The organism is Buttiauxella agrestis, from assembly GCF_900446255.1.
GTDB lineage: Bacteria > Pseudomonadota > Gammaproteobacteria > Enterobacterales > Enterobacteriaceae > Buttiauxella > Buttiauxella agrestis.
In genome coordinates this window covers 1,840,372-1,864,638 of record NZ_UIGI01000001.1, presented here as the reverse complement: position 1 = coordinate 1,864,638, position 24,267 = coordinate 1,840,372, and the positions used below count along the sequence as shown (strand labels likewise).

General features: G+C 49.9%; 32 protein-coding genes and 1 pseudogene. 11 read left to right on the top strand and 22 right to left on the bottom strand.

From position 1 onward, the window contains the following. Window position 1: 1 nt before the first annotated feature. The 7 genes from DY231_RS08940 to DY231_RS08910 all read right to left on the bottom strand — a co-directional run bounded on the left by DY231_RS08940 (window position 2) and on the right by DY231_RS08910 (window position 7,315). On the bottom strand, window positions 2–352 hold the full coding sequence (locus DY231_RS08940) for a DUF2190 family protein (RefSeq protein ID WP_115628049.1): 351 nt from the start codon (window positions 350–352) through the stop codon (window positions 2–4). Window positions 353–388: 36 nt separating this feature from the next. After that, a complete protein-coding gene (locus tag DY231_RS08935) occupies window positions 389–2,422 on the bottom strand; it encodes a ClpP-like prohead protease/major capsid protein fusion protein (RefSeq protein WP_256682652.1) in 2,034 nt (677 codons plus the stop codon). Further along, window positions 2,358–3,896, bottom strand: coding sequence for a phage portal protein (locus DY231_RS08930; protein WP_115628047.1), 1,539 nt, complete (start codon window positions 3,894–3,896; stop codon window positions 2,358–2,360). The genes DY231_RS08935 and DY231_RS08930 overlap by 65 nt, the downstream gene beginning before the upstream one ends. Further along, window positions 3,893–4,108 carry a hypothetical protein gene (locus tag DY231_RS08925; RefSeq protein ID WP_115628046.1) on the bottom strand — a complete coding sequence of 72 codons (216 nt, stop codon included), beginning with the start codon at window positions 4,106–4,108 and terminating at the stop codon, window positions 3,893–3,895. Before DY231_RS08925 ends, DY231_RS08930 begins: the two co-directional genes overlap by 4 nt. Further along, window positions 4,105–6,195, bottom strand: a complete 2,091-nt coding sequence (locus DY231_RS08920; protein ID WP_115628045.1) for a phage terminase large subunit family protein — start codon at window positions 6,193–6,195, stop codon at window positions 4,105–4,107. The genes DY231_RS08925 and DY231_RS08920 overlap by 4 nt, the downstream gene beginning before the upstream one ends. After that, window positions 6,195–6,698 carry a DUF1441 family protein gene (locus tag DY231_RS08915; RefSeq protein WP_115628044.1) on the bottom strand — a complete coding sequence of 168 codons (504 nt, stop codon included), beginning with the start codon at window positions 6,696–6,698 and terminating at the stop codon, window positions 6,195–6,197. The genes DY231_RS08920 and DY231_RS08915 overlap by 1 nt, the downstream gene beginning before the upstream one ends. A 329-nt stretch (window positions 6,699–7,027) precedes the next feature. After that, complete coding sequence (locus tag DY231_RS08910) at window positions 7,028–7,315, bottom strand: hypothetical protein (RefSeq protein ID WP_115628043.1); 288 nt, start codon at window positions 7,313–7,315, stop codon at window positions 7,028–7,030. 166 nt (window positions 7,316–7,481) lie between these two features. On the opposite strand from DY231_RS08910, the gene DY231_RS08905 reads away from it, so the two are divergent. Next, entirely contained in the window at window positions 7,482–7,661 is a 180-nt protein-coding gene (locus DY231_RS08905; RefSeq protein WP_115628042.1) for a hypothetical protein, read from the top strand. A gap of 27 nt (window positions 7,662–7,688) precedes the next feature. Here DY231_RS08905 and DY231_RS08900 read toward each other — a convergent pair whose 3' ends face one another. The 5 genes from DY231_RS08900 to DY231_RS08880 all read right to left on the bottom strand — a co-directional run bounded on the left by DY231_RS08900 (window position 7,689) and on the right by DY231_RS08880 (window position 10,444). After that, complete coding sequence (locus DY231_RS08900; protein ID WP_115628041.1) at window positions 7,689–8,042, bottom strand: D-Ala-D-Ala carboxypeptidase family metallohydrolase; 354 nt, start codon at window positions 8,040–8,042, stop codon at window positions 7,689–7,691. After that, a complete protein-coding gene (locus DY231_RS08895) occupies window positions 8,035–8,382 on the bottom strand; it encodes a phage holin family protein (protein WP_115628040.1) in 348 nt (115 codons plus the stop codon). Before DY231_RS08895 ends, DY231_RS08900 begins: the two co-directional genes overlap by 8 nt. A gap of 69 nt (window positions 8,383–8,451) precedes the next feature. Next, window positions 8,452–8,844 carry a hypothetical protein gene (locus tag DY231_RS08890; RefSeq protein ID WP_147295635.1) on the bottom strand — a complete coding sequence of 131 codons (393 nt, stop codon included), beginning with the start codon at window positions 8,842–8,844 and terminating at the stop codon, window positions 8,452–8,454. Window positions 8,845–8,943: 99 nt separating this feature from the next. Beyond that, window positions 8,944–10,011 (bottom strand): DNA-methyltransferase, encoded by a 1,068-nt coding sequence (locus DY231_RS08885; protein ID WP_115628038.1) that lies wholly within the window; start codon window positions 10,009–10,011, stop codon window positions 8,944–8,946. A 148-nt stretch (window positions 10,012–10,159) separates the two neighbouring features. Next, window positions 10,160–10,444 carry a hypothetical protein gene (locus tag DY231_RS08880; RefSeq protein WP_115628037.1) on the bottom strand — a complete coding sequence of 95 codons (285 nt, stop codon included), beginning with the start codon at window positions 10,442–10,444 and terminating at the stop codon, window positions 10,160–10,162. A 395-nt stretch (window positions 10,445–10,839) separates the two neighbouring features. Between DY231_RS08880 and DY231_RS08875 the strand changes: the two genes are divergently transcribed. From DY231_RS08875 to DY231_RS08865, 3 genes are read left to right on the top strand one after another with little or no spacing between them, the layout of a single operon-like run. Next, complete coding sequence (locus DY231_RS08875) at window positions 10,840–11,940, top strand: hypothetical protein (protein ID WP_115628036.1); 1,101 nt, start codon at window positions 10,840–10,842, stop codon at window positions 11,938–11,940. Next, window positions 11,937–12,251: an STAS-like domain-containing protein gene (locus tag DY231_RS08870; protein ID WP_115628035.1), complete on the top strand. Its 315-nt coding sequence runs from the start codon at window positions 11,937–11,939 to the stop codon at window positions 12,249–12,251. The genes DY231_RS08875 and DY231_RS08870 overlap by 4 nt, the downstream gene beginning before the upstream one ends. A gap of 2 nt (window positions 12,252–12,253) precedes the next feature. Continuing rightward, a complete protein-coding gene (locus DY231_RS08865; RefSeq protein WP_115628034.1) occupies window positions 12,254–12,715 on the top strand; it encodes a hypothetical protein in 462 nt (153 codons plus the stop codon). Between the two features lie 27 nt (window positions 12,716–12,742). On the opposite strand, the gene DY231_RS08860 is transcribed toward DY231_RS08865, so the two are convergent. From DY231_RS08860 to DY231_RS08820, 10 genes and pseudogenes are all read right to left on the bottom strand, one after another. Further along, window positions 12,743–13,087 carry an antiterminator Q family protein gene (locus DY231_RS08860; RefSeq protein WP_115628033.1) on the bottom strand — a complete coding sequence of 115 codons (345 nt, stop codon included), beginning with the start codon at window positions 13,085–13,087 and terminating at the stop codon, window positions 12,743–12,745. A 17-nt stretch (window positions 13,088–13,104) separates the two neighbouring features. Then, the gene (locus tag DY231_RS08855; protein WP_115628032.1) at window positions 13,105–14,154 is read right to left on the bottom strand and encodes a DUF968 domain-containing protein; all 1,050 of its coding nucleotides are present in this window, start codon (window positions 14,152–14,154) and stop codon (window positions 13,105–13,107) included. Beyond that, window positions 14,151–15,032 carry a phage N-6-adenine-methyltransferase gene (locus tag DY231_RS25375; protein ID WP_256682706.1) on the bottom strand — a complete coding sequence of 294 codons (882 nt, stop codon included), beginning with the start codon at window positions 15,030–15,032 and terminating at the stop codon, window positions 14,151–14,153. Before DY231_RS25375 ends, DY231_RS08855 begins: the two co-directional genes overlap by 4 nt. A 714-nt stretch (window positions 15,033–15,746) precedes the next feature. After that, window positions 15,747–15,917: pseudogene (locus DY231_RS25615) on the bottom strand (phosphoadenosine phosphosulfate reductase domain-containing protein); the annotation flags it as partial. Beyond that, window positions 15,914–16,396 carry a MarR family transcriptional regulator gene (locus tag DY231_RS08845; protein ID WP_115628030.1) on the bottom strand — a complete coding sequence of 161 codons (483 nt, stop codon included), beginning with the start codon at window positions 16,394–16,396 and terminating at the stop codon, window positions 15,914–15,916. The pseudogene DY231_RS25615 and the gene DY231_RS08845, both read right to left, overlap by 4 nt. Continuing rightward, window positions 16,393–17,427 carry a helix-turn-helix domain-containing protein gene (locus DY231_RS08840; RefSeq protein WP_115628029.1) on the bottom strand — a complete coding sequence of 345 codons (1,035 nt, stop codon included), beginning with the start codon at window positions 17,425–17,427 and terminating at the stop codon, window positions 16,393–16,395. Before DY231_RS08840 ends, DY231_RS08845 begins: the two co-directional genes overlap by 4 nt. Continuing rightward, entirely contained in the window at window positions 17,424–17,603 is a 180-nt protein-coding gene (locus DY231_RS08835; protein ID WP_115628028.1) for a DUF4222 domain-containing protein, read from the bottom strand. Before DY231_RS08835 ends, DY231_RS08840 begins: the two co-directional genes overlap by 4 nt. A gap of 1 nt (window position 17,604) precedes the next feature. Beyond that, complete coding sequence (locus DY231_RS08830; protein ID WP_115628027.1) at window positions 17,605–18,312, bottom strand: phage antirepressor KilAC domain-containing protein; 708 nt, start codon at window positions 18,310–18,312, stop codon at window positions 17,605–17,607. A gap of 168 nt (window positions 18,313–18,480) precedes the next feature. Then, window positions 18,481–19,032, bottom strand: a complete 552-nt coding sequence (locus tag DY231_RS08825; protein ID WP_115628026.1) for a YmfL family putative regulatory protein — start codon at window positions 19,030–19,032, stop codon at window positions 18,481–18,483. Further along, window positions 19,025–19,288 (bottom strand): helix-turn-helix domain-containing protein, encoded by a 264-nt coding sequence (locus DY231_RS08820; protein WP_115628025.1) that lies wholly within the window; start codon window positions 19,286–19,288, stop codon window positions 19,025–19,027. Before DY231_RS08820 ends, DY231_RS08825 begins: the two co-directional genes overlap by 8 nt. A gap of 97 nt (window positions 19,289–19,385) precedes the next feature. On the opposite strand from DY231_RS08820, the gene DY231_RS08810 reads away from it, so the two are divergent. From DY231_RS08810 to DY231_RS08780, 7 genes are all read left to right on the top strand, one after another. Further along, entirely contained in the window at window positions 19,386–20,081 is a 696-nt protein-coding gene (locus tag DY231_RS08810; RefSeq protein WP_115628023.1) for an XRE family transcriptional regulator, read from the top strand. 202 nt (window positions 20,082–20,283) lie between these two features. Continuing rightward, window positions 20,284–20,598, top strand: a complete 315-nt coding sequence (locus DY231_RS08805; RefSeq protein WP_115628022.1) for a hypothetical protein — start codon at window positions 20,284–20,286, stop codon at window positions 20,596–20,598. A 707-nt stretch (window positions 20,599–21,305) separates the two neighbouring features. Next, window positions 21,306–21,677 carry a YfdP family phage-associated protein gene (locus DY231_RS08800; protein WP_064511909.1) on the top strand — a complete coding sequence of 124 codons (372 nt, stop codon included), beginning with the start codon at window positions 21,306–21,308 and terminating at the stop codon, window positions 21,675–21,677. Window positions 21,678–21,736: 59 nt separating this feature from the next. After that, window positions 21,737–22,564 carry a YfdQ family protein gene (locus DY231_RS08795; RefSeq protein WP_115628021.1) on the top strand — a complete coding sequence of 276 codons (828 nt, stop codon included), beginning with the start codon at window positions 21,737–21,739 and terminating at the stop codon, window positions 22,562–22,564. Window positions 22,565–22,695: 131 nt separating this feature from the next. Beyond that, window positions 22,696–23,232, top strand: coding sequence for an HD family hydrolase (locus DY231_RS08790; RefSeq protein ID WP_115628020.1), 537 nt, complete (start codon window positions 22,696–22,698; stop codon window positions 23,230–23,232). Between the two features lie 167 nt (window positions 23,233–23,399). Further along, window positions 23,400–23,969 carry a 3'-5' exonuclease gene (locus DY231_RS08785; RefSeq protein WP_115628019.1) on the top strand — a complete coding sequence of 190 codons (570 nt, stop codon included), beginning with the start codon at window positions 23,400–23,402 and terminating at the stop codon, window positions 23,967–23,969. 48 nt (window positions 23,970–24,017) lie between these two features. After that, a complete protein-coding gene (locus DY231_RS08780) occupies window positions 24,018–24,266 on the top strand; it encodes a DUF4224 domain-containing protein (RefSeq protein ID WP_115628018.1) in 249 nt (82 codons plus the stop codon). Window position 24,267 lies beyond the last annotated feature (1 nt).

Sequence of the window (24,267 nt, the reverse complement as noted above, 5' to 3'; positions counted from 1 at the left end):
ATCAGTATTCCAGACGAACCCGGCACTCAGTATCGGCAGGATTGATTGAAACCCAGGCAATACCCGCAACCGGGTACGGATCACCACCAGCACCATCATCAGATGCGTTTGTTACCAGACCTGATGCGGGAATTAGGTACAGCTTCTCGCCACGATCCCATGTATCTGCACCGTTTTTCGGTAGCACCCAGACGCCACACATGTGCAGGACGCCGTCCGATCCATCAGGAATATCGTCGTGCGCCACCCCCGTCACCGCCCCCACGGGAACCGGATCGCCCGATTTATAATTCGTGCCGGTACTGTTGGACCAGTCCATTGTCTTGCCGTCTTCGTAATAGTTTTTAGCCATGATTGTTCTCACAAAAGGGGGCCGAAGCCCCGCTGGTTATTTGCCCGTTGATTTCAGCAGACCGCGATAATCCATCGGTGCCACACCCGCATCGATGCGCACTTTCATGGTCACTCCATCAACAGTGAATCCGGAGGTGCTTTCAACTGTTGGCGCGGCGTTACCGTCAAGGTAAGCCACCTCAATGGTGTCTCGCCCTTTGGCAGCAGTCAGATACCAGGCATCTTCGTCTGCATCATCAAGGCGCGGCTCCGCAACAATCGTAGCCATGTTCAGTACTGGGTTTTTAATGCCAGAGTTAGCATCCGCACCCGGTACTGATGTCGAGTGGATAATCTGATCGGCATAAGCCTCCTGGAGCGTTGGCACCAGTAAGAACGCGGGGGAGATATTGAGCGTGCGCGTGCCAGATTTCTGACGTTTCATCTGTGAGCGGGCATCAGCCAGGGTGTCGACAGATAACTCACCGTCCACCAGGTTGTCACGTTCGGCACTGAAAAGTGACGACCCGTTAAATTCAGGATTCCCGGTTAACACCGCATAAACCAGATCCCCGACCGTTGCCTTTGCCGCGCGCCCCATAGACTGCGGGATGCGGGTAATAAAGCTCATGTCATCATTAATAATGGCCTGGCGATCGATGCTGAACAGTTCCCCGTAAGTGGCCAGCGCGATCGATGCGCCAGTATCACTCAGCGTGGCATATTTATATTCCGCACCAGCACGCACCTGGCGCAGACTCGGGAAGGCTTCCATCCCTACGCGATGCCCTGGCTTAAAGTCGGGAAGTTCACCCGTGCGTGTCCAGATATCAAACGTTTCATCGGCATCATCCCAGCCCGCCAGCGCTGACTTGTTCGCCACATCCATCAGAATATAAGCAAAATCGCTGCTGCTGTGGGTAAAGGCCATGCCCACGATGCCCATACGATCGAGGCTGGCAACACCAATATTTCGGTGAGAAAGCGATGCACGAGCCAGCTCCATAAGAGACATGCCATTGAACTGGTTGTCCGTCTGGCGTTCGCCGTAGCCAGCACGCGTCATAATCACGTTACGGACAGAATCCCCAACAATATTGCCGTTGCCTGCATGGATATGCGCATAACTGCCTGAAATGGACGTCGTATCCTCTGCAAGCTTCGCCAGCAGCTTTTGCTGCGCAGCGCCAGCGTCGCAGAACTGATCGGTAATACATGCAGCCTGAAGTTCTGAAATGCCGGGATGATTAGCAAATGCAGAAAATACCCCTGATATTGCAGTGCGACGCTCTGTCTCGCGCGCCTGCATTTGCTGCTGCATCTGCTGGGCCAGTGCAGTCATATCAATCTGCGCAGGAGTCGTCGGCGTCTGAGGTTGCTGTTGTTGCTGACTACCCGTTGCGCGTGGTGCGAACCATGTTTGTGCTGCCTTTGGCATTTTTGAAAACTCCTTTGTCACGTTATCGTTGATACATGCCGCCATCGCCATTTCTGGTAGCAACACATCGGCGAAACCCTTTTCAACAGCTTCGGCACCCGTCATCCAGGTTTCCTCGCTCATCATGGTCTCCAGTTCCTCGCGCGGCAGGCCTGTTTTTTCGGCATACGCGTCGAGCATGTTTTTGGCGTTCTTATCCAGAAGATCTGCATAATCCCGCAGGTCTGACGCCTCCCCCATCGCTCCGCCCCATGGGTTATGGATCATAATGAAGGCGTTTGATGGGATGTGGACCGTCGCACCGGGCAGCATGGCGATGACCGACGCCATGGATGCCGCGATGCCGTCGACGTATACGCTCACCGAACCGGACAAGCGCTTTAAAGTGTTGAAAATGGCAAAGCCATCCAGGGTGCTGCCACCCGGTGAATGAATACGGATATCCACCTGCGAGGCATTAAAAAGGCCAGCTTCGCTGACCTCTCTGAGAAAACGGCTGGCTGAGATACCCCAACCGCCAATCTGATCGTAAATGTGAATTTCACCCGGAGAACTGTTGGCCGCCGCCCGGATTTCGTACCAGTGATTATTCATCGCCTGGATCTGGCCGCTGGCTTGCGGTGCCACCAGCATTGTTTGTCGCTTGCTCATTCGGAGTGCTTCCTTTGTCATTAGCGGGGTCGGTGTCGAACACCAGATCGTGATCACGGTTGAAATCAATCTCCCGCATACGTTGTGATTTAACCTGTCGCGGGCTAAGTCCACGCGCCCTGATCCACTCGGCCTCGGTGGCTGCGCCGCCGCGGATCTGGGTTTTCCAGGCGTCGCCTTCTTTTACCGGATCAATCCATGGCATAACCGGAGCCATATAGGTCGCGTTGTAGAGCGAATCAGGATCAATATCGGACGGGATTTCAACGCCGCTGAGCAGGAACATTTTCAGCCATTCGCGGTACAGAGGGCGGGCTGTGCGTGAAACAAACCACTCCTGCAGGACGCCATACCCCTCGAAGCTTTCCACCAGCTCTTGTCGCTGGGCGCTGTAGGTGCCGTTGTAATCACGAGCAATCGATGAATAACCCGTACGCGTTCCTGCTGCAGCTGCACGTAGCTGACCGCTTCGAAACCCAAGCATGTTGGTGTTCGGTCGGTTTGACTCCAGCATTTCAAGCTCTTCGCCTGGGGCCAGCCCGTCATAAATCATGCCCGCTGACATTTCAAAATCGCGATTTTCTTTGTCGGGTTTCTGCCAGTCGCTGGCATCATCCGCATAAACCGAACCATCACCACGCTTAATAAAAAACCCGAGCGAAGCCGCTATCCGCGCAGCGATACGCTCCGAATCTTCGTACTCTTTCACATCGGAAAGACGCTGCAGAACTCCCGCAAAAATGGACATTCCGCGCACCTGGTGCAGGCGCTTTCGCATGGCGAGATGCAGCATGCGTTCAGCCGGGATGATTTTGGTCTGACTCGCGCCCAGACCGCTCTGAGGATGAAACTTATAAACGTTGTAGGACAGCGCCCGACCCCAGGCATTTACATTAACGCCCTGGATGGTGTTAAAGCCTTCGTTGGCACCCGTTAGATTGAGAGGGACGAAATCAGCTTCGAGCATTTCAAAAGAAAACTGCACATTGCTGTTGTAACTGACGCCTTTCACCGGGCCGCGGATCAGCTGCGTGAACACCTCGCCATCCCGGACAGCAGAACGCAGCATTAGGCGCTCCGCTTCTGCCAGGCTGAAGCTTCCAGTGACTTCAGGTGATTCCGCCCACCGCTCCCAGGCAGCAGATATTAGCGCGGCGAATTGCTCGTGAACCTTCCCGTCAGCACTCAGTGGCTGCGGCTCTATCTGAATCCCGCGCGCACCAACAACCCGCTCTTCCAGCTTGTCGAGGATCCCGATGGCTATATCGTGGTTTTCATCCAGCCATCGCGCCTGCTCGCGGATAGATGCGCCGGCAGCAAAGATGGCGGTATTAGCACTTCGGCTCTCACGTCGTGCAGCGTGCGTCCGTGTTGGCCTCGCGGCTTCATACGCCTGAACCTGTATCTCGGCGCGCAACCTGCGTGCGGCCCAGCCCGGAGAAAAAAGGGATACTGCTTTGGTGATCAGGTTCATTTGCGCCCCGTAAAATTAACCAGCGAATAAGGCTTCGCTTTTCCGAGAGCCTGTCGATATTTGCGATCCCAGTATTCGTACTGGGTTTTTAGCGAATCCAGGCTCTGGCGCGTCAGGTTACGACCGTTCATCCCCATGCTTTCAGCATCAAGAGCGTCGGTATAGGCCTTAAGCACCTTGTCACGCATGGCTTTTACTTCTGCAATGTTCACTTAGTCACCTGCATCCTTTTTCCTTTCTTTAATTGGCCGCTCGAAACCTGATTCACCGGCTGCCGTCCGGCTTTTTCTGGCGGCTTCGTTTTTGCGGGGCCGCCAGGAGCAGCGGATAAATGCTGAGACATTGCCCAGGATGGCGGTTTACTCCAGTCTTTGATTCGCTCATATCCCCGCAGAACCGCCAGCGCATGACCGTAGCAAAACAGATCCAGCGCCTCATTCGCGCCGTTGCCGGGCTTACGCCATTTGCCGTCGGTTGCTCGCACCTCGTAGGTCAGCTCGTCATAAAACCACTCCCCGATCCAGTCGGGAAAATGGATGAATCCCGGCCCGGCGGTCTCTCGCTTCAGGTTGTTGTGAATGCTGTCTTTGAGCTTGTCCGTCTGTAACAGATAAAGAGGCACATCGCCGCGCGCACCCGCTTTGCGGTCGCTTCGGTTGGTGTTGTCCGGGTAGGTGCGGGTGATGAGTTTTGCCCGGGTTGAGCTGTCGCCCTTAAAGAGATACACACGCTTTCCATCACCGTTACGCCTGCAGCGGCGCCAGAACTTGTAGGCGTTATCCGTCACGCCATCTTCGCCGCCACTATCCACCGCCATGCATAACACCGGCAAGGTGCGGCTTGGATCGGTTTCCAGCGCGTACTCTTTCTCAAGAACATCGGAGATAAGCAGATCCCAGTCTTCGGGATAGCCACCCGGATCTACGGGCAACGCCTCGCCATGGGCATCACATCGCAGCGACGTTTTAATGTTGTAACGGTCAATCAGCCAGCGCTCACCGTGCTGGCCATAACCAATCATCTGCACAACGAAACGTCGCTTTTTCCCGCCCTGCACATCCACGGTGGCCACGATAAAGCGCACTTCTGGCGGTACCAGGCGCTTGCCATAATCTTCGGCGCGCGCCATCAGTTCATCGCTTTGCCGCTGGTCCATTGCCGAACGTGGCAGGTAGGGTTGCCCCCAGTCGGTATTAATGACGGTTTTCAGGGTTTCTTCGCTGCCTGTCGCCTCGTAATCCTGCTCTGCGGTCAGGCGTTTATAGACAAGCTGGGAGAGGGTCTGATAGGCCGCTGCGGGTCCTTCCATCCAGAATGATGCAATTCGAGAGCGTCGCGGCTCTCCACCACGCTTGCCACCCGCATCGATAGTCTCGCCATCACGTAACCAGACGCCAAGACCGTTGAGCTCACGCTTTTGCTCCGGGTTGATCTTCCCGGCACAGTACGGACACTGGACATATGCAGCCTCGCTCGCCAGCACCGGATCATGGAGATCATGATAGCCAGCAACGGTATCGCCAATGGGCTGGAAGTATTCATCGCAGTGCGGGCATGGCCAGTACCAGCGTCGGCGGTCACCACGGTTGTACAGTGAAAGGATCCCGGTAGCAGGCGGGGCTTCATGCGGCGTGCGACGTCGCCATTTGACATCAACAACATCACGTCCGGGAGAGCTCTCCACCAGCGTCATACCGGACGACATAAAAGTTGTTGTACGCTTTGAAGCCAGAGAAAATGCATCGCCCTCTCCGTCAATATTCTCGGGGAAGCGATCATAATCAGTCAGCGCCACGCACTTATAATCTGACGACGACATGATGTTGACGGACGGCCAACCAATTTTCAGGTAGTTGCCCGCGAGGAAGGTCCGGTCGTATACGTTGTTGTCGTTACGGTTAGGGCTGAGTCGCTTAACCACCTCGGGACTTGATCGAAACGTTCGGGCCAGGCGTTTCTTCGAGTGTTCACGCGCTTTCTCTTCCGTCATCTGGATAATCAGCATGTCGGCCGGGTCACAGATAATGTTGTAAACCACCCATCCGTCAATTAACCCGATAGTTTTACCCGTACGCGCTGGCCCTATAAAAATCACCGCGTCATATTCTCGGGAGGTCAGACAATTCATCGGCTCGATGACGTAGGGCGCCACCAGCGGATCCCATGGGACTGAGTTGCCCGCGCCCATGGGCACACGCATGAACTGTGCGACCGCATCAGCAACCGGCATACGCCGGGGTGCCCGGATAATGCCGGCGATATTTTTCCTCGCCCTGCTGGCCGTTGCCTGATTCAGCATTATACCTCCTGTGGATCATCCTCCTCATCAGCTATGTCAGCATCAAAGACCCGCTGCGCTACCTGATCCCGCAGGTCATCGATAACAGACTGAACGCGGGATACTGCGGAAGGTTGTAAACCACAGTCGCGCTCCAGAATATCGGGCAGCGTTTCCAGCACCTGGACCATGGCCTTTGCCATGGATGAAAATTCCCGCATTACCTCACTGGCAGGGATAAGCTGCGACGTCTCCTGCTCGAACTTGAGCCGCTCGCGCTCAGACTGAAACCACGCTTTGCGATCGGGTGGCAACATTTCATCAACTTTTATCTGTGCCGGGTCAGCAGTACGGCTCAGCAGCACGACCAGAAGATCGAGAACCGAATAGAGTTTTAATTTCGGATTACTGCCTGGCGCCAGAGGAACGTTTGACAACCTACTGGCGATGGTCTGTCGGTGCAGATCCGTCATAGCCGCAAGCTGGTTGATGTTGAGGCGGAAATTCTTTAGTTCGTTATCCATGATGATGAACACAAAATAATCATTTCGACATCCTTAAAATATAATAACAAGCAAAATCAATACATTAACTACATGATGATGAAGCCAATAAAATGCAAAAAACTAGCCGTTCCCCGCGGTCAGTCGCCCCCGTGGAGCAGCCACCCCGCCGGGAGTACCTTGGGAAAATCAAACCGCTACCGGGCTGGTGGTCCTGCCGGTGCCTGTACAGGTCTGAGTAGCTTCGCTTCCTCACGGTTTGCGGGCAGGGGGTTGGCTCTTTACGGCTCATCGCATAACACTCCACAATAGTCACTCTCGGGCGCCATCGTAATGACACCCTGTAGTGATTATTGAGCCGGTGCTGGATCCGATTCAGGGCAGATTAATTGCTGAAGGTCTGCATCGGCTTGCTTCTGCTCTTGTTTCTTAGCAGCCAGATTTGCAGCGGCTGCTGCCGTTGTTGCAGTAGATGTTGCCAACGCGACTTCGGCGTGCTCTGCCTTGCGATCAGCGGTTTGTTTAGCGCTCATGGCTTCACGTTCGGCTTTTTGTTCCGATTTGAGCTGGTCACTGGTGCAGCCAGATAGCACACAGGCAGAAACCACGCAAATTAATGCGATTATGGATCTCTTCATTTATTTACCTCGGGTAATTTAAATCAAATTCATTAATTAAATACAAATAAGAATGTTTATATATTTGTATTTTTATCTCTTATTTTATTACTGACTATTGAAACGATTAACTTTCAGCACCATATTTTTATTGCCACAATTCGTGGTGCTCATTGGAAATATAAAAATGGCATTAAAACCAGGTCAGAGCACAGGTAAAAATGGTGGGATTTACCAAGAGCAAGGTCCCCGTGGTGGTAAAAAGGACAACTTTTCCACCATTGCGGATAACACAAAAGCACCACCAACACAGAACCCCAACAGCTCTTGGGTACCTGTAAAACGCACTCCAGACAGTAAGCGTTAAAACTCAAAACCGGCCAGTAAAGCCGGTTTATCCATTCCAACGGGCAGAGTAACCTCGAACATCAACATGCGTGAAAGTGTCATATCGACCAACACCACCATTTGGGTGTGCCTTTTCAATATAGCTGGCCACGTCGTCAGGGCTAACACCATTAACCTTGATATCAGCTGCCATACCATATACGTGCTGGCTATCAGCAACCCCACCTACATCTGCGTTATGTGATGGGCAGCGGCAAGCGCAGTCAATCACAAGCGGGGAATTGAAATGCGTTCGTACATCTTCCAGAACAGCGTTAAGCTCCTTATCTACAGCAGAAAATCCACAGCCGCACTTACATGCAAATTCACTGCGGTTAAAATGCGGGGAAATATCACCCATTTTTGTCATCTCCTTTCAAATGAATTTTGCGTGAGTCCCACGCTCCAACTACAGCAGCACGAATACGATCCGCACCGATAAAACCGACCAGCATGCCAACCAATGGCATCCACTCTTCGTGTAAGCCAGTCTTACGCATGACGGCCAGCACACTTAAAGTGATTGCGATTGCCAGCACTCCAGCGAATGTTGAAGCACACCAGCCTTTACCGTCTTTCAAGGCAGACCATAACGCAGCGAGGAAGGCTGTTAGGCTTCCCCAGCTGGCGTAGGGGTGGCTAAGCAACCATGCACCGGTAGCTGATAACCATCCGAGCAGGCCAGGTTCTTTTTCAAGCATACAGCCACCTTTTGGGCTAAAAAAAGCCCACCAAAAGTGGGCTTAGAAAAGGACTCATTGAAACCTTGGTTATATTGACAAGCAATTAACTCTTAGCTTGTAGTGAGCACTATATTCCGTGGCCATACGTGGACGAGCAAGACGTAACGTCTGCTCCTGAGCCAAAGGAAGATCTGGGAAGAATTTGATTCCATCGGTACCCATCTCCGATTGAGTGCTCCTTTCACCATGCAGGGTCCACGCGACTTGACCAGCACTATTGACCAACTGAACGGAATTATCACCTTGAATACCCACCACGCTGAAAGGTGAAACCAAACCAGAATTTCCGAAGGTTATAGATGCGTCACCGCCGTTAAAATCACCTAAAAATGTAACCTTAACTCCGCTAACCTGAGTTAAATTCATTGAAATGCAATCGCCAAATTTATCTTCAGCCAAGCCTAAAAAATTTTTTTCCATTTGCATTATCCCTAATCATTTAAAAAAATATCTTCCAACATGCTTTGATGGAACTGAATGATTTTTTATTGATTAACCGAGATAAAGCATTAAATGTTCTCATTTAAATATGTCTACACGAGACATTTTTGTACAAATTTCCATTCTAGTTTGTTCAAATCGTTTCAACTCCAGTTCAACACCAATCGCCCCGCGTCCTAGTGCCAATGCAGCTTTGATTGTTGAACCAGACCCCATAAAGAAATCTGCCACCACATCACCTGGCCTGCTGCTGGCATTGATGATGTCACGCAACATATCGGCAGGTTTCTCACATGGGTGTTTACCCGGATAGAATTGCACCGGCTTATAGCACCATACGTCCGTATACGGCACAGCTGCACTTACAGTGAACGATCGACGCAGTCGTTTAAACTCGTCAGCCAGATCGAGATAATGCCGGTTTAATGCCTGGTAGTTCTCGCTGAGTTGCTGACGGTTTATACCCAGGCCGGACTGTTGCCGTCTTTCCCAGGCAATATCATCAAACAGCTTCTGCAACTTTGCATAGTCTACTTCGCTGGGCAACTGCCACTGGCTGGCACCGAACCAATGCGACACCATATTTTTCTTGCCCGTGACTTCAGCTATTTGTTGAGCCGTTACCCCGAGTTCGGCGCGCGCATTGCGAAAATAATCGATAAGCGGCGTCATAATATGGCGACGCAGGTCATCGCAACTCGCGCTGTAACCGTCACTCTTCCCGCGATAAGGGCCAGGGTAATGCTCAGCAAACAGCACGCGCTCGGTCGCCGGGAAATAGCTGCGCAGATCCTCTTTATGACACCCATTCCATCGGCCACTGGGTTTTGCCCAGATGATGTGGTTGAGGATGTTAAAGCGGTTGCGAACGAGTAGTTCAATGTCAGCAGCCAGCCGGTGACCGCTAAACATATACAACGAACCGGCTGGCTTGAGTACGCGGCAGAACTCAACTAGGTAGCTATCAAGCCAGAGCAGATAGTCTTCATCGCCCCGCCACTGGTTATCCCAACCATGAGGCTTCACCTTAAAGTAAGGCGGATCGGTACATATAAGATCGATGCTGTTATCAGGAAGGATTTTGATGTACTCGAGTGAGTCGGCATTCACCAGCGTAATACTGGATTTATTTACAGTAAAAGCCATAGACCTTTAAGCGTCCGTTTGTTAGGCTCAAATTGCTTTAGCGCTAAAGCTGTGGGCCAGGGTTCGCTTGTGACCTCTAGACATGAGCGAATGGCTGGTGAGTACTATAACACCCACCAGCCGCCCATTTCACAGCAGAAGCCTCCTGTTACTGGAGGCGCTTGTAACATCCAAACTGGTAATCTGATAAACCCGCCATCACCAACTGCGTCAGTATTAACTGGCAGCGTTCGCGCGTCAGGTGTGTATTCTGGGCAATTTCCCCAGCCGTAGCTGGCTTCTCGCTTAACTCATTGAAAACAGCCTTTGCTGTTTCCGTCATATCTTTCTGATTTAGCATGTCTTTATCCATTTTTTGTGTATGACACACATGTAACTCTGAACAAAACACACAGCAAGATATGAATGAATATTTGGGCGTGCTAGCGCGCATTTTGCGCTGTTAACTTGCCGCTATAGGTGTCGCGGCGCACCGTCGAATTTTTTAGGCTGTTTGCTGCGTTAATCGGGTTGCCAATCCAAACTCAGTGATGCCACAGCGCTATGCGCCTTCACTTCCTTTCCCTCACTACGTCGCCGTGGGAACCCGACCACAGATAACGCCGTCGTCGCGCGCCTGAAATCAATCAAGCATCTGTATTTACGGTATCACCGCTTTGCTACTTCATTTTCGACCGCCTAATACGACAAAACCCCGCCAAGGCGAGGTTTGTGACTTAAATAAGTGCGGTGTCTTAGTGACATGTCTTATCACATTACGATAGTTTTTGCGTACGCGTTAGCAATTTTGTAAGATAGCGTTGACTACAGCATAAGGAACTGAAAAGCGTGAAAAAAATCGAAAAATTGTTTAATAAAGCAATAAAACGATTAATAAAAAAGAAATTTTTGCGTTCTATTGTTAGTAACAAAAACATTAAAGGCAGCAAGACGAAACGAAATGGTAAAAAGAAAAAATCATCTACAAATAAAATTGTTGCGCCGACAATATTAGATATTTACAACCCAAATCACCATGAGAACGTATTAAATTTCATTGAGACTATAGAGCGAAGAGCGGAGCAAGAACATTCTAAATCCCACGGATTATTCATTTGCTTTAGAAACACCATTTATATCTCAGCTGCCGCAGGATTATATTTACTTGCTAAACTCGAAAATCTTAGAAGTAATTATCCACTTGTGAAATACACTGTAACCAGACCTCCTTTCAAAACTACCAAGAAAGGTGAACATCATGTTGTTGACAGCGTATTAAACAGAATCGGAATTTATTCTGCCTTCGGTGTTAAAGGTAGAGAAATGAAAGAAAATCCATCCGTCAAATGTTGGGAGGTCATTCGAGGGGAATTAGTTGACTCTGAAATGGCAGGTAAGTTGCTGGAAACTGTAGCTGCGAAAATGGGTGAAGAATACACAGATCTTTATCGACCCTTAATTGAAGCGATGTCAAACTCTGTTGAACATGCATACAGGGATGATCTCTATGACAATCAGAAAAAAACCAATAAAAATAAATGGTGGTGCTTTGCTGCCATTATGAATAATAAGTTGGTACTGCTAATTTGTGATCTTGGTGTTGGCATCCCTAGAACCTTAAAATTAACTCAAGGAGAGAAAGTTTTATCTAAATTGATAGAATTAATGGGAAAACCAATTGAGTTAGACTCAGAGCATATAAAAGCATCACTTCAAGTTAAAAGAACCAGAACCAAATTAGGTTATAGAGGAAAAGGTGGTACAGATTTACAATCTATCATCGAAAACTTTAAGAATGCTCAGTTACGGATTATTTCCAACAATGGAAATTATAGATATACTGAGCATAAGAGATCAGAGCCTGAAAAGTTGTGGGATGCAAAAAAATCTATCAACGGTACAATTGTTGAGTGGAGCATTCCACTTCCTACAGAAAGAGGAACATTATGAAAACCATATACATCAAAGACTTCTCTAAGTATCCAGGACCTAGGTATGAATCTCTTGGTGAAAATAGTGGTGAAAAATTCCGCGACTCATTCTTGATACCTGCAATAATGGACAACGATCTGGTCTGCGTGGACTTTGATGGTGTGTTTGGGTATGGATCCTCCTTCCTTGAGGAAGCATTTGGTGGATTGGTCCGAAAAGGCATAAGTCGTAACAAGATTGAATCTCTTAAGAAAAATCTCAAAAGCAAAGATCCTTCCTTAACCGCTGAGGTTGTTTCATATATCAATGACGCTCTAAGGAGAATTTGATAATGAATCAAGCTGTTCCACAAAGTCTATGGACCATGCCGGCTACTATAATAGCAATAGTAGGTATTGGATTAACCATCATAGGATGGATTGTCACTGCTTTATTTGCAAGAGCTAACAACTCTAAAAACTTAAAGAAATTAGAAACCAACAGATTAATTGATGAGTTATTTTATAAATTAGATTTCATTTATAATGAAATGCTCGAACTTTTAGAAGACAATGAAAAAGATAAGCGTGTTTCTTATTATATCTTTACTTCATCTGTCAGGCATGTCGAATTTATTTGTGAGAGAATAGAAATATTAGATAGTAAAAAAACCAAAGATACCGGTTTTATTGCTGAACTACGGCAGTCTTGTACAAACGATGCAAAATATGAAATTAGCAAAGTTGGTACAACATTACATGAAATCCAAAATATAAATGAAAAAATAAAAAACAAATATATAAAAAGCTTCTGAAATTTTAGCCGGCTTAGCCGGCTTTCCTCAATTCATTGTACTAATAACCCCGATAATGAAACCAAGAGCCGTCTGCAAATCCTTTCTAATCGTCCCATCCGAACACTTCCGCCTTTTCGCTATCGCGCGCAGCGAAATACCGATAACAAAGTGAGCAATCACAAGCTCATATTCATCTGGCTTATACTTCCTCAGTCGAGCAACACAGCCATCAATCATGATCCCTTCATCGTCACAACACTGAGGGCGTGATTTCTTACCGTGTGGGAGCAGGCCTTTAAAACCTGCTGCAATAGGTTGCCAGTCAACCCCACTGCTATCACAAGCAGCCCAAGCGCCCCAACGGTCTAATACTTCATATATATCACGCATTGCTCATCTCCATACACTTACGCTTTAACTATTACGCCAATTGCCATCACGCGATCCAGAAAACGAAACACCAGCTCAAGCTGGGTTCCATATTTCAGTTCGAATGCTGCTAAGTCAGCGTGCAATTCGTCGTGACACTCTCTGCACAGAGGGATCACGAAGAGGTCGTGGGCTTTTGTGGCTGTACCACCCATACCATGCCCGATGATATGGTGGGGATCGTCAGCGGGTCGGCGGCAGCATTCGCAGGGTTGAGTTTTCACCCATCGCGTATAAACCGGATTTATCCAGCGACGCCGCTTCGGTCGCAGCATGAATGATTCAGGGCTTTCCGGATTAGCGATAAGTTTCAGAACAGGTTTAATCGGCTCTTCGAGCGTATCTGCGTGAGCTCTAACTACTGCACTGACCGCTTTCACTTTCTCCTTAACAATGCTGGTGGCCGGAAGTGAGGGCACAATGTCACTCTCTTTGTATACCGACAGAATCGGTTCTTCCGGCTTTCTCAACGCTTTACGGGCCATCCCTTCTGGCAGGCAATCAACCAGGTCGTAACGTATCGCCCACCAGCAGAGCTCTGGCAGTGTCAGCTGATGAGTATCATCAAACCCAAGGTTACGCAGCGCTGAAGCAATCACGAATTCCACCACGTTCCGGTGGGCTAGATCCGCAAGAAGTTCAGTCGCCTGTTCCCGCACCTCGTTATCGCAGTGCCAGCAAACGCGAATTGACCCTGGTGGATAAGGCATGATGACCATTTGAGGGTGGTGGTAATCACCGTGCGGATACTGACAACCATTCTCCCTGAGGAGGGATGTGTTAAGGGTCGAAAGGCCACCAGCAGCCTGAATCACTCGCGCATTGGTGAAAAAGGCCAACAGAGCCTTATCACCAGATAGCGGTTGTAATGCCGCCGGTACAATACCGGACGGCAGGTGCTGTAAATGCTCAGGAACACTCTCAATCAGCACGCGTCCCTGATGGAACAGAGCCATTACATCAGAGCCTGGGCGGAACAATGCCAGGCCGAGACGCGGAGCAATTTCAGGAGTAAGAATTGCCCTCATGCTGCTATTCCAACGATAAGCGCCCTGACCTCACCAATGATTTCCTCGCGGCTGGCACGCTCGAGCCACCGGCTATAGATATGGCCTTTGACTTGCTGCTGTTTAGCACTCTGGAGTTTACCCAGCTCGGGTAAATCACCGATCAGCAGATTCACTTCCAGTGGATAGATTCGTTCTTCTTCTGGCTGTTGCTCTGCGATAACCGTGACAGGCTTCGATTCCGGAGCAGCCTCCACCGCTGCCGGCTGAATACGTCCAGCGGCAAACTGCACCAATGCCATAAATGCGCTACCTTTCGCTTCCAGATCGGTACGCTGGATATAGCTGAAACGCTCACCACGCCATGTCTTATCGAACACAGCAATGGCACCCGCAAAGAATGCGCCGCTTGGCTGCTGCTTATCGTCAGCAGGTATGAACCAAGACGGCAGGTCAAATCCAATGCGCCCACGAATGAAAGCAATGTGATCGGCACTGTCAGGCCACCAGGTTTCGCTGGTTGCTGCTTTGATGAGGAACACGTAACGCCCGCCCTTCTCCCGCATTGCCAGCGCATGGTTAATGATGTGGGTCATGCCGGTGATCGCCTGCTTTTCGTGATACGACGAGCGACTGTATGGTGGGTTGGCAAACGCAGCGCCGCCGAGATCCGCCAGTCGTTCTGACCAGTCCTGTGTCAGCGAGTTATCTTCTGCCGTGTACCAGGTGGGGCATTTGGCGTTACTGTCGTCGGCGAATAGGTCCAGCACCAGCGGGCCGAACATCGCATTGATTCCCCAGAACAGCAGATCAGGTGTGCGCCACTGATCACCAACCTCTTTAAGCTTGTGCGAGGGACGCTGCCGCAAATCGTTTAGTGCCAGGCAATACGGGCTTATGTTCTTGAGTTGGGTCTCTTCCGGCAGATCGTTACCCTCTTCATCGATATCACAGGTCAAAGCTTCGCAGCTTTCGGTGCAGGAGCCTGATTCATAACCGCCCCCCCCTCTGATGGTCGATGCGATTTCTGCACGGGAGTGCTCAGCAAACAATGCAATGACACTTTCAAGCGAGTGGTGTTTCCGGTACATGATACTGCCGTCATACTGGCGGCCTTCAACATCGCGCACCGCAGGAGCGTTGATCATTTCCCAGAAGTCACTGGCAAGTTCAGGTTCATCACGGGCAGCAAGTGCTATTTTGTTCAGCCCTTTTTTGATACAAAAAACGCAGTTCCCCAGGTGCTCAGGAATTTGCAGATCGAATGGCTGTTCTTTCCACCATGCCAGAACATCCTGTTTCTCAAATGGACTGATATCTGCCAGATAGTTCACTCGCGCTCGTTCAATCAGACGTTTTGGTTCGTCCACACGTATACCCAGCCACGTGTGATAGCCATCCTTGCCAAACTTATCGACACAGTAACGCTTGAAAACCTCCGTCTTCATTGCCCGAGTGCATAACGGACCACCAAAATATGGCATTCCGTACTTTGAACTGATATCTCGCCAGGGCTGCAAGTCAGGACCAATCTCGCTGATTTCAACGATACGATAGCTATTCGCCGAACCAAGCTCTGGGTTAATAACCACTCTCAAACACACCAGCGGGATATTCCAGTAATTCACTAAATTACGGATAAACTCGTAAGTTTTTGGATGCTCAGCTCCAGTGTCCATAAAGGTGTAATGCACACTCTCACCCGCAGCACGCCGTTGCTCCATTAAATGCACCAAATATGCGGAAGTACGCCCACCGGAAAAACTAACAACATGAATTGTCATATCAACCCCATACCCACAAAGTGACCTGCCACAGTTGAGCTATCGCCAGAAGGTTTGCTTCCACAGCGGCTCCGGCAGCTAACAATTTTCTCGCGTAACGTTGTTTCCGATGTCACGTCGAGTAATTCCAGAAACGCTTGGTTTGCGCGGCGCGATAATCCTTTGACCAGCAGCTCTTCTGCTTTGCTAAAACGGCGCTCCCACTCGTCGGGGCTGATGACTCTCTGGTTCGGTACCACAGCGACAACTGGCAGAGGTTCGGCAGCGACCGGGAGAATTTCGCCCGCGGTGATGGTGTATTCAAAGCGACCACCATTGCCCTCAACGCGGGTGAGTTTTCCCTGCATCGTCAGGCGGGTCAGTGCAGACGATACCGACGAACGATCAATATCAGGCAGACCTTTGACGACTGCGGAGATCTGGGTACCAGGGTTTTCACTGATGAAATTCAGGATCAGGTTTTGTATCTGCACTCTCATGATGCAATCCTCGCAAGGTCTTCTTCGCTTGCCTGTGTTACTGCCTGCGTCCAGATGGACTTCCACGACGCACGCGCCATCACTTCGTTCATTCGCCCCAGACCTGCTTTACCGGCGGCAGCTTTTGCCAGCTCTTCGACTCGCCCTGCAGGTTTCTTACCCTGGGCTACCAGGCGGACAAACGCAGTATCCCGTTCGGTAATGTCCACGCGGGCCACTTTCGGCAGGTCGTTGGCGCGTTCCTCTTTCACCGCTAGGTAGCATTTTTCGGTGACGAGGTAGTCGAAGTTCTTCTTGCGCCAGGTCTTTCCTGTCGTGGTATCCGGGCGGTTTTCCATCATCCAGCGGCAGTATTTGGCGATGTAGCGCAGGTAGGCCTGCCAGCGGTCCAGGTTAAAATCGTACTTCTTCCAGAGGCTGCGGAGTTTCTTGCGGCGGTCGTCGGTCATGTCCAGAACGGTGGGCATTTCGGGCAGAGTGGTGTGGTACGCCTCCAGCACAGCGGGGTAATCGATTTTCAGAGAATCGGGCTGCTGCGGGTCGGTTGCCAGCGGCGACTGACCAACAGGTTTTAGATCTGATGGATCTGGTTTTGAATTTACTGACGGATCGTGTCCAATTTCTGGACCCTGAGAACCCGCTTTTTCACTCTCTCCCGGACGTTCAAAATCTGGACGTTCAGTTTCTGGATGTTCAACTTCTGAACGTTCAGGAATTGGACTATCAGAATAAGCACCGGCAGCAGCGTGGCGTAGCCTGGTAACGTTGAGGGTGTAGAGATTGCTGGTATTACGTTGGCCCTGACGGCGTTCCTTCTTCACCAACCAGCCGCCCTTCTCTAGTTCACTAATCAGAGATATAACCGTGCTACGGCCAGCACCGAGCTGTCGCGCAATGGTTGCCACGCTCGGGTATGCAATGCCCTCGTCGCTGGCGAAGTCAGCCAGGCGCAGCATGATCAGCAGTTTGTTGCCTTTAATGCCGGCAGCCGCGCAACCATCCCAGACGTAGGCGGATAATTTAACGCTCACTTATCTATCCTCCTGAACCGGGCACGGAAGATGATTAGCGGCGCAGCACATTCCCACTCGTAACCTGTACGGCGATAAATCACACGCTGGCCAATACGGTCATATCCAATAACGTTCACAACAACGCCATGATGATCTTTATACAGGCGGTCAAGAGTCTGAATATTCTCTTCCATATCAGCCTCCCATCAGTTCAGAAGCGTAGCGTTCAGCGATCCACTGGACACCACGCGGGGTAACTCGGGTCTGGGTATAGGCGTGACCAAAATCAGATGTCCCAGTTTTGACAGTGAAGAACCCGTCGCGCTGGCGTAGTGCGTGGGGCAGCAAGTTGCCAGACTGACGAAAAAGAACTTTGTCGCGCAGAAGTGAATCAATCATCGCCTTCTCAGGCATGTTTAGGATCTTCGCTGTTTCACGCAGGCTTTTATTGCCACCGGCTTCGACATAGTGATTGACGAATGCGACCTTCGGAGCGTCTTGCTTGACCTTGTTAGCAAGCTGCACGTTCTGCTCGGCCATATCAGCCGCCAGGCGAAGCGCTTCAGGGAGTGACTGAGGGATGGCAGATTTGCTTTCAAGTTCCTGCCATCTATCTACTAAGCGAGCGGTAAATTGCGGAGACAACTGCGCAACCACTACATAGCTGTCGCGCTTGCCAATCAAGTACTCTTTGTAGGTTCGACCGTTCTGAAGGTGGGTATACGGCGTTGGCGTATACCCCTGGATTGCCCCTGCTGCTGCCAATCTTTCAATGGTTCGGCACACATCAGCATGGCGCGACTCAACCAGATCGGAAATCTCCCGACTACTCATCGTTACGTTGCCAGCTACAAAAGTCGGTACCAGCGCAAAGGCCGTAGTGTTATTTACTTGCTGAACCATTGCGCAGCCCTCCGGTTGAATACCCCCACAATTGCAGATGCCCGACTGTGGTTACATGGAACCCATTTCCCGCGTACCATGCGCTCATACCGAAACAATGGAAGCCCAGAAGTCGGGGCCATCCGTAGTTGCGGTAAACGGCACTTTGTCGTTAAAATGTTCATGCGATTATTTCTCCATACACGTAGAGTTATTCGCCAAGACGCCCGGAGCTGCATACTCGCGGGCGTCACTCTTTTCTGGCGGGCAATAAACGCGATAAAGCAGCGTGATGTGCTCCTGCCACTTCGCCATTACCCGGTAGCTGGTTTCATCAAGATCCTGGCGTTCGTCTGAATCAATCACACCATCCTCGATGGCCTGGCGCACGCGCTCCGAGTGACGGCCTATCCACTCAATCGACTCCATCAAACGCTGGTTAATATCGGCATTGTCCACGCTATTCAGATCCACCAGCGGGACAAACACCCCACCAGAATTGCGCGCAACAGCTTCAGCTACGTGGTTAGTGCCACCAGCCTGCTGCAGCACTAGCGCCCAACCCAGCGGGAAGATTTGATCACCATCAGCACGCAGGCGGTTAAATAGTGCGTTTTCTGTCACTCCCAACCAATCAGCAGCCTCGGCATAACCACCAGACAACTCAGTGATTGTTTTCTTCAACGCAGCCACCAGCCAGAATGGTTGCTTTTCTACTTTCCATTGCGGCTCATTACCCACGGCTTGCCTCCTTTTCCAGCGGTGTTCCTTCAGTGCATTCTTCAGTAACCTTTCCATAACGCTGTGGATATAAAATCTGGAGTTCGTTGATTTTCCCGGAATAAAACTTGACCAACCGTTCAGTGACGTCAAGTGATGCGATTTGTTGCCCTCGCTCAATCCGGCTAAGGTTGGCAGGATCAATACCCACCAAATTAGCGACAAATGAGAGAGTTAACCCTTGCGATTTTCGCAAATTCCTTAACGGTGATTGCATAATGCCTCCTGTAATTGCGTATTGCGCATATTAGTGTGTACTTACGACTTGCGCAAGTTGCTTTGCATATCACGCAAAAACAACCTGTAATGGATGCATGAACATAGGAAACCGTATTCGAGAATTGCGCCTCGCAAGAGGCATGAAAATTTCAGACCTTGCCGATGCTGTTGGTATTGACGGTGCGAACGTCTCTCGAGTAGAGACAGGAAAACAAAAGTCATTTACTGAACAATCGCTTAGCAAATATGCACATGCTTTGGGTGTTGATGTCTCTGAGCTCTTTACACCATCTATAAATGAAACTACTGTATTTAAATCCAGTAGTAAAAATCCAGTTTATGGAGAGGGTGACCCGGTGTTTAGAGTCGAAATGCTTGATGTGAGTGCAAGCGCAGGCAAGGGTTTCATACAAGGCAGTGATGTTATTGATGTCATCAGATCAATTGAATACAACAATGAACGTGCACTAGCCCTGTTTGGTGGCAGGACACCAGATACTGTTAAGGTGATTAACGTTCGCGGTGACAGCATGGCTGAAACTATTGAGCCTGGTGATTTGATTTTTGTTGATGTTTCGGTCAATGAATTCGATGGCGATGGTATCTATGTTTTTGGTTTCGATGATAAAATTTATGTAAAAAGGTTACAGATGATTCCTGATAAGATATTGGTAATATCTGATAACCCCAAGTATCGAGAATGGTCAGTAGACCAATCGAACGAAGAGCGCTTTTATGTGTATGGCAAAGTAATGATTAGCCAATCGCAATCGGTTAAAAGACACGGGTAATTAAGTCTCCTATAAAGAGCCGCCATCATCCTGGCGGTTTTTTTTCGCCCGTGATATTGCGAATTACGCATTTTATTACTTGCGCAATTCGCAATATTATTTTATCTTCACTCCATCAACAGCGAACAGGCAGGACGCCCACGAAGTAGCCGCCGGTGGCATATGAATGACCGGATGATTCGCATCTTTCAACGGAGGGGGTATGGAATTTACAGATCTACCATCTGACTTTCAAAAAGTGGCAGTACGCACGCTGTGTTCAATTTTGGAGGGTATGGGTACTGAAATTGAAAGCGAGCCAGCGAAACCTCTGGCTCGGAATATCAAAGACGCATTCATCGAGTTACATCAAATTAATGCATCTAGTGATAGTGAATGTGGATTTAAAAGGCTCGCCGCCTCTTTGAGTCATTTTGCTATGAAAGATCTACTGAAGTATCAAGAATTTCAGAAATGTACTCACAAATCTCTTGCCCGCGTTCGCGTAAAGATGGTGGTTGATTTTTCATCAACTTAATTAACTCAAGTCCATGGACTGACAGCCCAACGCGCTGCTCCACGCTCATAGTGGAAAGAATAAGCGAAATAAGCGCTTCCATTCCGGCAAGTTTTATTTCAGGACTGAATTGGGTGGTTTGAGATTCCATTAAATTTCCTAAGTGGTTGGTTATAAATTGCAAATTCACTCTACCACTTAGCGCCCAGCAGCTTTGGGCAAAAAACCACGTGCCGGGAGTGGTTAAACATCTCGGCACACAACGATGAGAGCATTGACGAGCAAGGCATTAGTGCTGGTTCAATTCCAGACAGACCCATTTAGATGGGTGGGTTGGGCAGGGAAAAGGTCCGTTCAATTCGGACACCGGCAGTGCTCTCTTCGTTGTGGTAATCCGCGAAACGGCGCGGCGGTAAGTATGGCCAGGTGCTCTCCTTCATCTGTGTTAATGGCACCGGGTTGTCAGGTTGACCATACGCCTAAGTGACAGCCCCATCACAACGAATTGCTGTGTGTAGTCTTGGCGGTACCCGGGTCTTCAACCTTCTGGAGGACGAAGATAATGTTCTCCCGCGGTACCGCCCTTTTTATACAACAGAGAAGGGCATCACCGGGCGACGGGCTCATAACCCAACCCACTCGGGCGTTGCGGCGGGCGCAGATGCCCTTCCCTGTTGTGTATGGAGAAACTTACGGCGGCGGCAGCCGCTAAACCGAGAGGAAATGCTATGAGTAATGATCGCATGACCGTAGTGCCCGATTTCCTGGGCGAACTGGATGCTGGCGTCTTCATGAATAAGATCGCCGCCTCACTCAATACCACTGCACTCGGCACGCTGAATAACGGCGGAAAAGGCAAAGTGGTTCTGACTTTTGATATTGAACGTATGGGTAACTCTGTCGAAGAGAAGCGCGTCAAGATCAAGCACAAATTGCAGTACACCACCCCTACTCCACGCGGCAAGGCGACGGAAGAAGACACTACCGAAACCCCTATGTGGGTTAACCGTGGCGGCAAGCTCACCATCTTGCAGGAAGATCAGGGGCAACTCTTCGGGATCAACGGCGCCACTGACGGAAAGCTTAAAGCGGCTCAGTGAACCGCGACTGATTAATTCACTGTGATTACTTCTACCAATTTATTTATAAGGAATTTTGTATGTCTCAATTAGACGGCAGCGCTATCCAGCAAGTAAAAGACCTGGTCCTTTCTGGTTATCATCTTGGTGATATTGGTGGTCTTGCCTGCCCTACTGCCATGCTGCCAAAAGACGTAAGCGTAGAAAGCCTGGAGCGCTTTGGCCTGGCACGCTTCCGCTTCCGTGGCGCCATGGATACGACCAGCATCGATGACTTTGTTCGTTACTCTGTTGGTTACGCCAGTGCTGAAGAACCGGCACGCTGCTTTATTGATGCGCAAAACATGAGTGCCCGCTCTGTCTTCAATATCGGCACACTCGACAATCCAGGCCACGCCGATAACGTTTCAACCATCAAGCTGAAACAAACAGCTCCGTTCCGTGCACTGCTGGCGATCAATGGCGACCGCCTGAATCAGAAGCAAATCGCTGAATGGCTGGAAGACTGGAGTGACTACCTGACTGCGTTCGATGCTGACGGTAATGTCATGTCTATTGCACAGGCTGCGCAAGCGGTACGCCGCATTACCATTCAGCAGGCAACCCAGGCTGACCACGAAGACGGTGATTTCAGCGGTAAAAAGTCCCTGATGGAAAGCATTGAAGCCACCAGTAAAGACGTTATGCCAGTGGCCTTTGAGTTCAAATGTGTCCCGTATGAAGGCCTGGGTGAACGTGCCTTCAGCATGCGTAATAGCCTGCTGAAAAGCAGCGAGCCATGTTTCGTGCTGCGTATCGTCCAACTGGAAGCCCAGGAAGAAGCTATCGCTAATGAATTCCGTGACCTGCTGATCGGCAAGTTCAACGAGAAACCAGTGGACACCTATATCGGTAACTTTAAAGCGTAATTGCTCTGCCTTAATTGCCCTGCATGTCGGGGCAATTAGTGAAGCGTAATTCCGTTAATTATCGCCACCCGGCGAGGGATTCGTGCAACCAAAATCAGCCGCAGGTGCAGCTGCGAATATATGGAGAAAATATGCCTTTTATCAGAACTTTTACCGGCCAGCATTTTGATTACACCAATATCCACACCGACCATATCAACATCGAAGATATTGCTGTCGCATTGTCCAATATCTGCCGCTTTGCTGGGCACGTCCCTGAGTTCTACAGCGTGGCCCAGCACGCCGTACTATGCAGCCTCATCGTTCCGGCTGAGTTTGCCTTTGAAGCGCTGATGCACGATGCCGCAGAGGCATACTGCCAGGACATACCTGCCCCGCTCAAACGCCTGCTGCCTGACTATCAACGCATGGAAGAACGTATCGACATTGTCATTCGTCATAAATTCGACCTGCCGGCAGAGATGAGCAAGCCAGTGAAGTACGCAGATCTGGTCATGCTGGCAACCGAGCGGCGGGATCTCGAGCTGGATGACGGTTCATTCTGGCCGGTACTGGATGGCATCCCGACATCGGACATGATCAATATCACCCCACTTAAACCGGGCATGGCTTACGGCATGTTCCTGAATCGCTTTAATGAACTGACGGAGGCCGTATCTCACGCTTAAACAAATGTCCACGAGCGAGATGGCTAAGCTGAAAGATGACAGTCATAGCTCATAAATAACCTAAATAAGTGGAATTTCATTCACAAAATACCAAATAAGACCCACAAAGTGCGTAGTGGGTTATTAAAGAGCTAAATAGATAAATTATTTTAAAAATAAGGCCATACATGAACCATTTAATGATTGATTTAGAAACTATGGGCAACAAGCCAAGTGCACCAATTGTAGCGATCGGCGCTGTGTTCTTTGACCCACGCACTGGTGCGATTGGTGGTGAATTTTACTCTCCAGTAAACCTCGCCAGCTCCATGGAGCAAGGAGCAAAACCAGACGGCGACACCATCATTTGGTGGCTAAAACAAAGCACGGAAGCTCGTGCCGCGATTTGTACCGATGATGTTCTTGATATTGGAGAGGCGCTTTCTGCTCTCAGTTATTTTATCAGTCGTAACTCTGACAACCCCCGCTATCTCAAGGTGTGGGGTAACGGCGCCAATTTCGATAACGTCATCATTCGCGGCGCTTACGAGCGCGCAGGCCATATATGCCCGTGGCAGCTCTGGAATGATAGTGATGTGCGGACCATCGTAATGCTGGGTCGTGAAATCAATATCGACCCGAAGCGCGATATGCCGTTTGATGGGGTGGCGCATAACGCTCTGGCTGACGCTCGCCACCAGGCGAAATATGTCTCGGCTATCTGGCAACGCCTGATCCCGTCAATCACTAGCGAATAGTAGTTATTCATTACGCCCGGGTGCAGCCGGGTTTTATGGAGAAATCACATGGTTAATTTAGTTAATGAGCATACTCAGGGGAACGATGTTCTCTCACCTGAGGCTCTTAGATCTCTTACTGGATACAAGCAGCCTAAAAAGCAGCGTCAGTGGCTGGCATCTGCCGGAATTTGGTTCATGCCGGGTCGTAGTGGTCACCCATCAACAACCTGGTATCACGTTAACCATCCCCTAAGCTTGCTCAACCTACAGTCTGCTGATGCATCCCGTACAGAGCCAAACTTTGAAGCTATGTAAT